Here is a 12,064-nt window from a genome sequence, read left to right as displayed (position 1 = left end):
CCCGCCCAACGGTTAACAAACCATACAAATAGACTTGGATGAAGGTATGAACGAAGTCGGTCGATGTCAAGAGAGCGTTTCCTGCCGGCTATCCGACGCCGGCTCGGGCTCCCGCTGCCGCTGCACAGTGGGCCGGCGCATGTCCCGCCACGGCCCACCCAGCAGCGGTGTCAGCACCACCAGCAGATAGCACGCGCCCATCACGACGAGCGTGGATGTGGGGCCGAACCGGTCCGCGGCGAATCCCGCGCCGACCGCGCCGGCCGGCATGGCCGCCCACGCGCCCGCGCCGATCACGCCGTACACCCGGGCCCGCATGGCCGGTGGCACCCGCTCCAACTGGACCGCGCCCATCAGCGGGTTGAGCGCGCCGGCGGCCAGCCCGGCCACCGCCACCACGGCGGCCACCACCGGCAGCGACGGCGCGGCGGCGAGCGCCCACAGTGGTGGGGCGCCGCACAGCGCGTACGCGGTGACGAACGTGGCCCGGCGGGGCAGCCGGTGACCGATCGCGCTGAACACCAGCGAGCCGACCAGCGCCCCGCCACCCATGACGCCGACCAGCAGGCCGAACGCGGCCGGCCCGCCGAGTTCCCGTTCGGCGACCACCGGCAGCAGCACCTGGCTCTTGGCCGCGTCGAACAGGTTGGTCACCAGCACCAGCAGGACCATGGCGCGCAGCAGCGGCTCGCGGACCAGGAAACGCAGCCCGGCGGCGAACTGCCGCCAGTAGCCTCCGGTCTCCGGCTCGCTGCCGTCGTCGGACGGTCGCAGGCCACGCGGGACCAGCAGCGTCACTACGAGCGCCGACACGGCGAACGTCACCGCGTCCAGCGCCAGCACCGGCACCGCCCCGAACACACCGACCAGCAGGCCGGCCAAGGGTGCGCCGATCATCCGGGCGCCGCGCGAGGTCGCGTCCTCCCACCCGGCCGCCCGCTCGATCGGCACCCCGGCCGCCGCCGCGGCCTCCGGCAGCAGCGCCGTGCGCGCGGTCTGCCCCGGTGTGTCCAGCAGGCCGCTGACGAAGACGAGGGCCAGCAGCGCCGGGAACGGCAGGCCGACGGTGGAGTGCAACAGGGGTACGGCGGCGATCGTCACGCCGGAGACCACGTCGGCGAGCACGCTGGACCGCCGGTAGCCGATCCGGTCGACGAGCACGCCGCCGAACGCGCCGCCGAGCACCACCGGCGCGGTGGCGAACGCGCCGGCCAGCCCGGTGGCTGCCGGCGAGCCGGTCTCGGCGAGCACGTAGAGCGGCAGCGCGATGAGCGTGAGCACGTTGCCGGTCAGCGAGACGGCGTGCCCGATCAGCAGTCCGGCCAGCGGCCGGCGGTCGCGGTTCACTGCGGCCCCCGGTACGCCTGCCAGATCAGCGTGACCATCTCGGCGCCGGCCCGGCCGGGTGCGCCGCGCTCCTGCCAGCGCCGGCCCAGCGCGGACAGCTCGTCGCGCAGCTCGACCAGTTCCTCCGGCGTCAGGCGCAGCACGATGTCGCTGCTGGTGGTGCCGCGGACCCAGGCCGGGTCGAGGCTCGCCTCGGAGTCCAGGTACGCCTGGTAGCGGTCCACGTAGCGCTGCATGGCGGCCTGGCGCAGCAGGTTGCCGGCGAGCCGGCGCTCCGGGTCGTCGAGCAGTTCGAGCGGATCCCAGTCGGTGGTGGCGTGCGCGGCTCGCCACCACCGCTCGCGCCGGTCCCGGGCCAGCTCGGGTGCCTCGGCCACGAAGCCGTGCTCGGCCAGCTTGCCGACGTGATAGCTGACCGACCCGACCGCCTCGCCGGTCCGCTCGCTCAGCATGCCGACCGTCTGCGGGCCGCGCAGGCGCAGTTCGCCGAGCAGTCGCAGCCGGGTGGGGTGGGCGAGCGCCCGCATGGCTCGCGGGTCGCTCACGCGCCGGTTGCCGGTTCCGTCAGTCATGACGCCAGGCTAGACCGACAAGACACGATGTACAAGGATTCTTGTACTTACCGTCGTGCCTCCGGCGTGTGGCGGTACAGGTCGCGCAGCAGGCACACCTCGGACAGGTGGTGGATCACCTCCCGGTTGATGTGCAGCACGAGCGTGGCCATCGGGACGTCGGCGAACGGCCCCTCCGCCGGGCCGCAGGGGCGGGCCAGGCCCTCCTCGCCGAGCGCCTCGACCCCTGCCGTCCAGGCGGCGTACTCCTCGTCGAGCTGGGCCAGCGCGCCGGCCGCGGTCGGGGAGTAGGGGAACGAGGCGTAGTCGGTGGGCGCGCGGCCGAAGTGCGACGCGTTGCGCATGGCCAGCACGCCGACGATGACGTGGGCGAGCCGCCAGGCGATGGTGGTGAACGGCGGCGGGTCCGGCTGCGGCATCGCGAAGTCGATCGCCGGAATGCCGTCGTCGCCGCGCGGGCGCACGCTCCAGCAGCCGGGGACCGGCTCCCAGAGGTATTCGGCGTCGGTGAGCCCGGCGAGGCGGTCGCGCAACTGGTAGGTCCAGTGCCAGGTGAGCTGCTCGCGGAGCAGCGGGTTCCAGGTCAGATCGGTCATGCGCCTCAGCGTGCCACCGCCCTGGGACAGAAAACGGCGCGCTCAGCCCCGCCGCGCCGCCGTCCGGCCCTTGAGCCGGCGGCCCATCTCCCGGGCGATCTCGCGTTTGGCGTCCCGTTCGGCCAGCGCCTGACGCTTGTCGTACGACCGGCGGCCCCGGGCCAGGCCCAGCTCCACCTTGGCCCAGCCGTCGGCGAAGTACATCGACAGCGGCACCAGCGTGATGCCGCCGTCGCGCAGCTTCTCCAGGATCCGGGCGATCTCCACCCGGTGCAGCAGCAGTTTGCGGGTGCGCCGGGGCGCGTGGTTGGTCCAGGTGCCGAAGCCGTACTCGGCGATGTGCAGGCCGTACAGCATGATCTCGCCGTCGCGCTCCTGGGCGAACGCGTCGACAAGCGACACCCGCCCCTCACGCAGCGACTTGACCTCGGTGCCGGCCAGCACGATGCCCGCCTCGTACGTCTTGAGGATGTCGTAGTCGTGCCGCGCCTTCTTGTTCGAGGCGATCAGCTTGCGCCCGTTCTCCCTGGCCACGCGAGCAGGGTACCCGCCGGGGGCGGCTGCGGGCCGGTCGCCGGTCGCGTCGCGGCCACCCAGCCGGTGGTGATGAGCAGCAGCGCGGCGCAGTAGGTGACCATCACCAGCAGGCCCCGCCCGGGCAGGTCCACCCCGGCCGCGCCCACGCCGATGAGCAGATCCGAGATGAGGAAGAGTGCCCCGCCCGCGGCGACCCGCGCCGACACCCCGGTCGCGGCGGCGGCCATCAGGCACAGCGCCAGGCTGTAGCCGAGCACCGGCAGCCGCAGCGGCCCGAGCATGCCCCAGAGCAGCGCGTTCGCGCCCGCCCAGGCAACCAGGTAACCGGCCCACGCCACGCCCCGGGCACGCCGGTACCGGACGAAGGCGGTGATGAACGCGATCTGGGTGACCAGGAAGAAGCCCATGCCGGCCAGGAACGCGGTGTCGCCCGGCAGGAGCAGGGCGACGTCGCCCGCGGTGGCGGCGACCAGGCCGACCGCCACCGCGTCGATGCGGCGCCGGTGCGCCCGGAGGTACGCCAGCAGCACCGGCGCGAGCAGCGGCTTGGCCAGCCACTGGAGCACCGTCGAGTCGAGCGCGACGCCGGCCAGTTCGACGGCCGCGACCAGCCCGAACAGGGGCAGCAGCCAGGAGCGCCTCATCGGGCCGGCTGCCAGCCGGGACGGCCGAACAGGTAGCCCAGCCGGTGCCGCCAGCAGTCGGCCCGGCGTACGTCGGACCAGATCGCGGCGAACTCGTGGGTGGCCACCCGCAGCGGGTTGTAGGTGCCGATGTTCTTGGTGAGCCCGTAGCGCGCGGTGGCCCGCTCCGGCTCGAAGCTGCCGAACAGGCGGTCCCAGACGATCAGGATGCCGCCGTAGTTGCGGTCCAGGTACTCGGTGTTCGAGCCGTGGTGCACCCGGTGGTGCGACGGCGTGTTGAAGATCCACTCGATCGGACGGGGCAGCACGTTGATCCGCTCGGTGTGCAGGAAGAACTGGTACAGCAGGCTGACCGACTGCTGCAGGAAGATCATCCACGGCGGGATGCCGAGCAGCGCCAGCGGCAGCCAGAACGGCAGCGAGGTCATCGGCGTCCAGCTCTGCCGCAACGCGGTCGAGAAGTTGTAGTAGACGCTGGAGTGGTGCACGACGTGGCTGGCCCAGAGCACGCGTACCTCGTGGTGCGAGCGGTGGAACCAGTAGTAGGCCAGGTCGTCGGCGAAGAACAGGATCACCCAGGTCCACCAGTCGCCGGGGGACAGGTGCACCGGCGCCACGGTCCACAGCGCCGCGAACAGGCCGACGGTGAGCAGCTTCCACGGGAAGCCGATGATCTGGCTGCCCAGCCCCATCGACAGGCTGGTGGTGGTGTCGCGCAGCTCGTAGCCGCGTTCGTCGTCGTCGGGCAGGAAGCGGTAGGAGACCGCCTCGATGACGATCAGGAGCAGGAACGCCGGGACGGCGTACAGCACGGCGGGGATCATGCGCGCGCTTCCCTTCCGGGGGTGGGGGTGGTGGGGGTGGTGACCGGCGCGGTCAGCAGCTCCCGGGCGTGCCGGGCCGCCGCCGCGCCCTGACCGGAGGCGATCGACGCGGCGAGACGGCGGTGCCCGGCCACGTCGAGCAGTTCGGCCGCGCGGGCGTCCGGGGGGACGTCGCCGACCGCGAACGTGCCGGCCACCAGGCTGTTGAAGGCGAGCTGGTAGGCGGTGTTCCCGCTGCCGCGCACGATCAGCCGCCAGATGGCGATGTTCGCCTCGTTCATCAGGTCCAGGTCGGGGGCCAGGTCGCCGTACTCCTCGGCGGCCCGGACCACGGCGGCGACGACGGACGTGTCGCCGCGCTCGGCGCAGAGCCGGGCCGCGTCGATCCCGACGCAGGCCCGCATCTCCAGCATGTCGCGCACCAGCGTCTCGACCGGGAGTACGTCGCCGGAGCGGGCCAGGGACAGCGCCAGGTCCAGCCCGGCGTGCACCCGCCAGTCGAGCGCCCGGGTCGCGCCGCCCTGGCTGACCCGGACCAGGCCGAGCTGTTGCAGGCGGCGCAGCGCCTCCCGGACCGCGTGCCGGTTCACAGCGAACGCCCCGGCCAGCTCCCGCTCGCCGGGCAGCGTCTCGCCCGGCGCGTAGCGACCGGACACGATCGCGTCGCGCAGCCGCCCGAAGACGTGGTCGGAGACCGAGACACGGGGGGCGGGATCGAAGGTCATGCGCAGCAGTGTGGCCCCGAACACATCAACCCGTCAACTGGTTGTACCAGTGGATTTCGAGGGCGGCCGGTGCGTGCCCCCTCGGTCACCCCTCGTATCCTTTGCGCCGTAGGCCCGCCAGAGGGAAGGGAGTCGGTGTGAGCGACCGGGTCGAGACGTTGGAGTTCCAGGCCGAGGCCCGTCAGCTGTTGCAGCTGATGGTGCACTCGATCTACTCGAACAAGGACGTCTTCCTGCGCGAACTGATCTCGAACGCGTCCGACGCGCTGGACAAGCTGCGGCTGGAGTCGCTCGTCGACAAGGAGCTGCCGGCGGACACGTCCGACCTGCACATCGAGATCGAGGTCGACAAGGACGCCCGTACGCTCACCGTGCGGGACAACGGCATCGGCATGACCCGTGACGAGGTCGTCGGCCTGATCGGCACGATCGCCAAGTCCGGCACCGCCGAACTGCTGCGCAAGCTGCGCGAGTCGTCCGACGCCGCCGCGTCCCAGGAGCTGATCGGCCAGTTCGGCGTCGGCTTCTACGCGACCTTCATGGTCGCCGACAAGGTGACGCTGCTGACCCGCCGCGCCGGGCAGTCCGGCGGCACCCGCTGGGAGTCCGCGGGCGAGGGCACGTACTCGATCGAGGAGGTCGAGGACGCCCCGCAGGGCACCTCGGTCACGCTGCACCTCAAGCCGGTCGACACCGAGGACAACCTGCACGACTACACCGCCGAGTGGACGATCCGCGAGATCGTCAAGCGGTACTCCGACTTCATCTCGTGGCCGATCCGGATGACTGTCGACAAGCCCGGCGAGGACGGCGCCACCACCCGCGAGGAACAGACGCTCAACTCGATGAAGGCGCTCTGGGCGCGCTCGCGGGACGAGGTCGACGAGGCCGAGTACAAGGAGTTCTACCGGCACGTCGCGCACGACTGGGCCGACCCGCTCGAGACGATCCACATGCGCGGCGAGGGCACGTTCGAGTACGAGGCGCTGCTGTTCCTGCCCTCGCACGCCCCGCTCGACCTGTTCTCCCCGCAGGGCCGCCGCGGCGTGCAGCTCTACGTCAAGCGCGTGTTCATCATGGACGACTGCGACGCGCTGATGCCCAACTACCTGCGCTTCGTCAAGGGCGTGGTGGACGCGCACGACCTGTCGCTGAACATCTCCCGGGAGATCCTCCAGCAGGACCGGCAGATCCGCGCGGTGCGCCGGCGGCTGGTCAAGAAGGTGCTCGCCACGTTCAAGGACATGTCCGCCGAGTCGTACCGCACGTTCTGGACCGAGTTCGGCGCGGTGGTCAAGGAGGGTCTGCTGGAGGACCCGGACAACACCGAGACGCTGCTGGAACTGGTCCGCGCCGCCAGCACCCACGACCCGGCCGAGCCGACCACGCTGCGCGCGTACGTGGAGCGGATGAAGGACGGCCAGACCGAGATCTACTACGCCACCGGCGAGAACCGGGCCACCATCGAGAACTCGCCGCACCTGGAGGCGTTCCGTGCCAAGGGCTACGAGGTACTGATCCTCACCGACCCGGTGGACGAGGTGTGGGTCGAGCGCGTCGGCGCGTACGACGGGAAGACGCTGCGCTCGGTCGCCAAGGGGCAGGTGGACCTGGAGACCGAGGAGGAGAAGGAGAAGGCCGAGGCGGAACGGCAGGAGTACGCCGACCTGCTCACGTTCCTCGGCGGCGCGCTCGCCGACAGCGTCAAGGAGGTCCGCCTGTCCACCCGGCTGACCACCTCGCCGGCCTGCGTGGTGGGCGACGCGCACGACATGACGCCGACGCTGGAGAAGATGTACCGGGCGATGGGCCAGGAGGTGCCCCGGGTCAAGCGGATCCTGGAGCTGAACCCGGCCCACCCGCTGGTCACCGGGCTGCGCAAGGCGCACGGCGAGGGCGGCGACACGGCCGCGCTGACCGAGACCGCCGAGCTGCTGTACGGCATGGCGCTGCTGGCCGAGGGCGGCGAGCTGGCCGACCCGGCCCGGTTCACCCGCATCCTCGCCGACCGCCTGGCCCGAGGCCTGTAGCCCCACCCGCCCCGCCCGGCGGGATTGATCGACTCCATTGCGCCGAGGTGGCGGCATCAGGATGCCCCCGATGCCGCCACCTCGCCGAGCTGGCGTGGATCAAGCTGGCTTGTCCCAGGATGGGGAAGATCAGTCCCAGATGGAGGGAGCGGGCTCGGTGAGTGAGCTCCCGGCGGGTGGTCTCTGCAGGCCCGCGTCGGCAGGGTGTGCCCGGGTGGACGGGTGTGGATCGGGGTGGATCTGGTGGAGCCGGTGAGGCGGTCGGCCTGGTATCCAGCCGCGCGGCCGGCTGTAATCGCCGTTGGCTGGTGAAGGGGCCGCTGAGCCGGTGCGCCGGGGCGGCGAGCCGGGTCGGCTCAGGGGAGCGCGGGGTAGAGCGCGGCCACGCCGCCGGACAGTCCGGCCTGGACCCGCCGGGCGACGTCGTCGGCCAGGATCTCGTAGCTGTCGGACTCGATGCCGTCGGCGGCGAGCCGGGCGACGTCGGCCGGGTGGGCCTTCGGACCGGGTACGGCGGCGGCCATCTCGGTGTCCATGTAGCCCACGTGCAGGCCCGCGACGCGGACGCCCCGCCCGGCCAGCTCCAGGCGCAGGGCGTTCGTCATCGACCACTCGGCGGCCTTGGCCGCGCCGTACGCGCCGACGCCAGGGAACGTGAACCAGGACAGCGCGGACAGCACGTTCAGGATCGTGCCGCCGCCGTTCGCGGCGATCCGGGGCGCGAACGCCCGGACCACCGACAGCGTGCCGAGGTAGTGCGTCTCCAGCTCCAGCCGGATCTTCTCGAGGTCGCCGTCGAGCAGATCGGTGCCGGTGCTCACGCCCGCGTTGTTGACCAGCAGCGTCACGTCACCGGCCCGCTCCGCGGCGGCGGCGACCGACGCGGGGTCGGTGACGTCCAGGCGTACCGGGGTGACTCCGGGCAGGTCCACGGTGTCCGGGTTGCGGGCGCCGGCCCAGACGGTGGCGCCACGCGCGACGAGTTCGGCGGCCAGGTGCCGGCCGAAGCCGCGGTTGGCGCCGGTGACCAGGGCGGTGCTTCCAGCGATCTTCATGTGTCGCTCCGAGGTGTGGTGAGGGAGGGGAGTCAGGCGGACAACAGGCCCGGACCGGGCAGGACGGCGAGCTCGCCGGGCGGTACGTCGTGCCCGGCGTCGCAGCGCAGCCGGGCGTGCACGGGGGCGCCGCACTCGTCGTGGGCCACCCGGACCGCCGGGCCCGCCTCGTCGGCGGCGTACGCGTCGCCCCACTGCCGCAGCGCGACCAGCACCGGGATCAGGTCGCTGCCCTTGGCAGTGAGCACGTACTCGTCGCGGGTGCGCTGCCCGGGCTCGCGGTAGGGACGCCGGTCGAGCAGCCCGTCGGCGACGAGCTGCTTGAGGCGGGCGGCGGCCACCGGTTCGCTGACGCCGACCCGCCGGGCGAAGTCGTCGAAGCGGCGGGTGCCGAACGACGCCTCCCGCAGCAGGAGCAGCGTGGTGCGGTTGCCGACCACCTCCAGCGCCCGGGCGATCGAGCAGTTGGCGGTGGACCAGGAGTCACGCTGCGCGAGGAGGTCCGTCATGGCGTCGACGGTACCCCCTGGCTTAGGAAAGCAAAAGTCAGCTACCTCACAGCTGGCCGGGGAAGAATCCGTGCCGGGCCAGCGGCTCGACGATCTGGTGCTCCTCGTACGACAGGTGCGACAGCAGCGTGTCGGTGAGCAGGTCCACCGCCTCCTGGAGTCCGGTGAAGTCGCCGGGCCGGCGGACCAGCTCCACGAGCGCCCGGTCGACGCTCTCCACCACGCCGTGGATCACCACGTGCTCCTCCTCCAGGCGGTCCAGCACGGCCGCCAGCCCGGCCTCGGAGCGGCGCAGGTGCGGGAAGATCGAGGCGTCCTCCAGCCCGTGGTGCTGGGTGACCATCGTGCAGTACGCCGCGCAGTACGCCCCGAGCGTCCAGTTGTTCTGCCGCATGGTCATCTCGTTCAGCGCGGCCCGCGCCCGGCCCGGCGAGACACTGCCCTGCTTGACCTGTTCCAGCAGGTCGCGCACCTGGGCCAGTTCCTGGCGCAGGTGGTCGTGCACGTCCACCAGGTGCTGCCCGGCGGCCTGTCCCCGGGCCGGGTAGACGTGCCCGGCCGGCGGCGGCGGGGCGCTCGGGCGGGTGGACTCGTCCCAGGGGCGGCGCGCGCTGAGGCGTACCCCCGGGTCGGGGGTGGGGGTGACGCCGAGCGTGCTCGGGCCGCCGGCGGCGGCCTGCGCGTCGGTGGCCGTGCGGGTTCCGCCGGCGGGCGTGGCGCGTTCGGCGGCGACCAGCTCCCGCACGGCGGGCGCGACCTCCTGGCCGAAGATCTGGATCGCGCGCGGCTCGTCGCTGCCGAGGATGAACGTGGTGATGCCGTGCTCCAGCGTGAGCCCGGCCAGCTCCTCCACCCACTGCTCCGGCGGCCCGGCCAGGAAGCCGGCCGACGAGCGGGCGAACGTGCCGGTCACGTTGAGCATGCGGCGGATCGCGGCCGGGTCGCGCCCGGCGGCCCGGGCGCCCTCGTCGACGAGCGCGTTCAGGGCGGGCAGCTCGTCGGGGCCCTTCGGCAGGTACGACAGGGAGGGCAGCCAGCCGTCCGCCGCGCGGCCGACCAGGCGCAGCATGCGCGGCTTGTACGCGCCGACCCAGATGCCGACCGGATGCGCGGGCGCCGGACCGCGCTTGGCGCCGACCACCCGGTAGTGCTCGCCGTCGACGCGGATCATGCCGCGGCGGTCGGTGTCCCAGACCTCGCGGATCACCCGGATCGCCTCGTCGAGGGCCTCAACGGCGGCGCCGGGGGACAGGCGTCGCCCGCCCGCCGCCTCGATCGCGTCCCAGAACGCGCCCGCGCCGAGCCCCAGCTCGACCCGGCCGCCGGTGAGCAGGTCCAGGCTGGCGACGCTGCGGGCCAGCACCACCGGCTGGCGCAACGGCAGGTTGAGGACGTTTCCGGCCAGGCGGATACGTTCGGTCGCGGCGGCCACGTAGGACATCAGCGTCCAGGTGTCCAGGAAGCCCGGCTGGTAGGGATGGTCCTGGAACGTGACCAGGTCCAGCCCGACCTGCTCGCACAGCCGGGCCAGCGCCACCACCTGGTCGGGCTGCCCGGCGGCGGGGGTGATGAAGCCGCCGAAGGTCAGCTCGTGTCCGTGATCGGTCATCCGTCAAGCCCTCCCGTGATCTTGCCTGGCCCTGCCACCGTAGCGCCGCCGCCGGTCGCCCGGCCGGGTGAAGAGCGTCACAAGAAGTGGACGATCGTCGCAAAACGCTCCTAGCGTCGGTTCCGTTCGCAGACGCGGACACCGCGGGCCGGAAACGCCAAATCCCGCCGCCGGCCCCGGTAACCGAACCTCGTGCGGGAGCGGGGGAACCACACGTTCCACGGTGCATCGTCACCTCGGGGTGAAGCCGCCACCGGCGGCCGGGCTCCTCGGCCCGAACCCGACAGCTCACCTCGTCGGCGTGGAGGAATCCACATGGCAACTGAATACTCAGCCCGAAGCCGCCGCACCGCTCTCGGAGCGGTCCTGGCCGGCGCCGCCGTCGGCGCCGCGACCCTGTTCGGCCCGGCCGCTCCGGCCAGCGCGGGCGTCAACTGGGACGCGGTCGCGCGCTGCGAGTCCGGCGGCAACTGGAAGATCAACACCGGTAACGGCTACTACGGCGGGCTCCAGTTCTCCCGCGCCACCTGGAACGGCTACGGCGGCCAGAAGTACGCCGCGCGCGCCGACCTGGCCAGCCGGTCCGAGCAGATCGCCGTCGCGGAGAAGGTGCTGCGCGGCCAGGGCATCGGCGCCTGGCCGGTCTGCGGCAAGAAGGGCGGCTCGGCGAGCGCGGCGACCCGGTCCGAGCGGGCCACCACGAAGGCGGCACCGAGGAAGGCGGCGCCGAAGCGGGCCGCCGCGACGAAGGCCGCGCCGGAACGCGCCACGACGAAGGCGGCGCCGCGGCCGTCGTCCGGCGCCGGGACGTACGTGGTCCGGCGCGGGGACACGCTGTCGGAGATCGCCGTGGCGCAGCGCGTCGACGGCGGCTGGCGTGCCCTGCACGAGCGCAACCGCGCCGTGGTCGGCGCCGACCCGGGCCTGATCTTCCCCGGTCAGCAGCTTCGCCTGCGCTGACCTCGTCCGAGCGCCCGGCCGGTTCGCCCCGGCCGGGCGCTCGTCCGTCCGCGACACGCCGCGTGGCCGGTGTCCGGCCTGCTCGCGGCGCCGGGACGCGACCCGGACCGGGCGGTGACGGCGATTCGTCGGAGCCGGTTGCTAGGGTCACGCATGCTCGGCTAAGACGTGAAGAAAGCGCGGATATGACCAACGACCCGTTCTCGGCGGCCGCGAGCATCGACGAGCTGCTGACCCGCACGCAGCAGGCGCTCACCGCGATGCGCTCCCGGGCCTCGGCGCACGCCGACGGCGAGCCGGGCGATCTGCTGCTCGCCGAGGGCACGGCAGCCGGCGGCCGGGTCCGCGCGGTCGCCGTCCAGGGTGGCCGGCTCGATTCCGTGACGATCGACCCGGAGCTGGCCGGCGAGCCCCTCGACGTCCTCTGCGGACACCTCGTGACCGCCGCCAACGCCGCGTTGTCCGAGCTGGACGACCGGGTCAGCGCGTCGGCGCGCGCCGACGCCGACGCGCTCGCCGCCCGGCTCGGCAGCATGGGCGACCAGGCCGAGCTGTTCGGCCGCGCGATGCACGAGGCGGCCGCCCGGATCCACCGCGACCGCGGCGCCGGGTCCCGGGCCGGGCGCGCGGTCTGACCCGACCGTACGCGGCGCCGC

Annotated in this window: 13 protein-coding genes and 1 riboswitch; of the genes, 3 read left to right on the top strand and 10 right to left on the bottom strand. The window is 72.9% G+C overall.

What is annotated here, in order from left to right:
• Positions 1 to 66: 66 nt before the first annotated feature.
• Genes CLT75_RS08755 through CLT75_RS08725 form a run of 7 tightly spaced genes read right to left on the bottom strand, consistent with a single transcriptional unit; the run spans position 67 to position 5,245 of the window.
• Positions 67 to 1,347, bottom strand: coding sequence for an MFS transporter (locus CLT75_RS08755; protein ID WP_135240330.1), 1,281 nt, complete (start codon positions 1,345 to 1,347; stop codon positions 67 to 69).
• Complete coding sequence (locus CLT75_RS08750) at positions 1,344 to 1,919, bottom strand: winged helix-turn-helix domain-containing protein (protein ID WP_135240329.1); 576 nt, start codon at positions 1,917 to 1,919, stop codon at positions 1,344 to 1,346. Before CLT75_RS08750 ends, CLT75_RS08755 begins: the two co-directional genes overlap by 4 nt.
• A gap of 47 nt (positions 1,920 to 1,966) precedes the next feature.
• Complete coding sequence (locus tag CLT75_RS08745; RefSeq protein WP_135240328.1) at positions 1,967 to 2,515, bottom strand: DinB family protein; 549 nt, start codon at positions 2,513 to 2,515, stop codon at positions 1,967 to 1,969.
• 42 nt (positions 2,516 to 2,557) lie between these two features.
• Positions 2,558 to 3,049: an SsrA-binding protein SmpB gene (smpB, locus tag CLT75_RS08740; RefSeq protein WP_013286513.1), complete on the bottom strand. Its 492-nt coding sequence runs from the start codon at positions 3,047 to 3,049 to the stop codon at positions 2,558 to 2,560.
• The gene (locus CLT75_RS08735) at positions 3,022 to 3,696 is read right to left on the bottom strand and encodes a lysoplasmalogenase (RefSeq protein ID WP_135240327.1); all 675 of its coding nucleotides are present in this window, start codon (positions 3,694 to 3,696) and stop codon (positions 3,022 to 3,024) included. Before CLT75_RS08735 ends, smpB begins: the two co-directional genes overlap by 28 nt.
• On the bottom strand, positions 3,693 to 4,520 hold the full coding sequence (locus tag CLT75_RS08730) for a sterol desaturase family protein (RefSeq protein WP_135240326.1): 828 nt from the start codon (positions 4,518 to 4,520) through the stop codon (positions 3,693 to 3,695). Before CLT75_RS08730 ends, CLT75_RS08735 begins: the two co-directional genes overlap by 4 nt.
• A complete protein-coding gene (locus tag CLT75_RS08725; protein WP_135240325.1) occupies positions 4,517 to 5,245 on the bottom strand; it encodes a GntR family transcriptional regulator in 729 nt (242 codons plus the stop codon). The genes CLT75_RS08730 and CLT75_RS08725 overlap by 4 nt, the downstream gene beginning before the upstream one ends.
• Positions 5,246 to 5,382: 137 nt before the next feature.
• On the opposite strand from CLT75_RS08725, the gene htpG reads away from it, so the two are divergent.
• Positions 5,383 to 7,275 carry a molecular chaperone HtpG gene (gene htpG / locus CLT75_RS08720; protein WP_135240324.1) on the top strand — a complete coding sequence of 631 codons (1,893 nt, stop codon included), beginning with the start codon at positions 5,383 to 5,385 and terminating at the stop codon, positions 7,273 to 7,275.
• 356 nt (positions 7,276 to 7,631) lie between these two features.
• On the opposite strand, the gene CLT75_RS08715 is transcribed toward htpG, so the two are convergent.
• From CLT75_RS08715 to CLT75_RS08705, 3 genes are read right to left on the bottom strand one after another with little or no spacing between them, the layout of a single operon-like run.
• Positions 7,632 to 8,330 (bottom strand): SDR family oxidoreductase, encoded by a 699-nt coding sequence (locus tag CLT75_RS08715; RefSeq protein WP_135240323.1) that lies wholly within the window; start codon positions 8,328 to 8,330, stop codon positions 7,632 to 7,634.
• A 32-nt stretch (positions 8,331 to 8,362) separates the two neighbouring features.
• Positions 8,363 to 8,839 (bottom strand): winged helix-turn-helix transcriptional regulator, encoded by a 477-nt coding sequence (locus CLT75_RS08710; RefSeq protein ID WP_091418149.1) that lies wholly within the window; start codon positions 8,837 to 8,839, stop codon positions 8,363 to 8,365.
• A gap of 46 nt (positions 8,840 to 8,885) precedes the next feature.
• Complete coding sequence (locus tag CLT75_RS08705) at positions 8,886 to 10,448, bottom strand: LLM class flavin-dependent oxidoreductase (protein ID WP_135240322.1); 1,563 nt, start codon at positions 10,446 to 10,448, stop codon at positions 8,886 to 8,888.
• A 171-nt stretch (positions 10,449 to 10,619) separates the two neighbouring features.
• A riboswitch (cyclic di-AMP (ydaO/yuaA leader) is annotated at positions 10,620 to 10,765 on the top strand.
• Here CLT75_RS08705 and CLT75_RS08700 point away from each other — a divergent pair.
• Together CLT75_RS08700 and CLT75_RS08695 are read left to right on the top strand one after the other, a co-directional pair.
• Positions 10,764 to 11,408, top strand: a complete 645-nt coding sequence (locus CLT75_RS08700; RefSeq protein WP_135240321.1) for a LysM peptidoglycan-binding domain-containing protein — start codon at positions 10,764 to 10,766, stop codon at positions 11,406 to 11,408. (Overlaps the previous riboswitch by 2 nt.)
• 185 nt (positions 11,409 to 11,593) lie before the next feature.
• Positions 11,594 to 12,043 (top strand): YbaB/EbfC family nucleoid-associated protein, encoded by a 450-nt coding sequence (locus tag CLT75_RS08695; protein WP_135240320.1) that lies wholly within the window; start codon positions 11,594 to 11,596, stop codon positions 12,041 to 12,043.
• Positions 12,044 to 12,064 lie beyond the last annotated feature (21 nt).

The organism is Micromonospora sp. CNZ285 (genome assembly GCF_004637285.1).
Note: the sequence above shows the minus strand (reverse complement) of the source record. Positions and strands in the feature narration are given on the sequence as shown.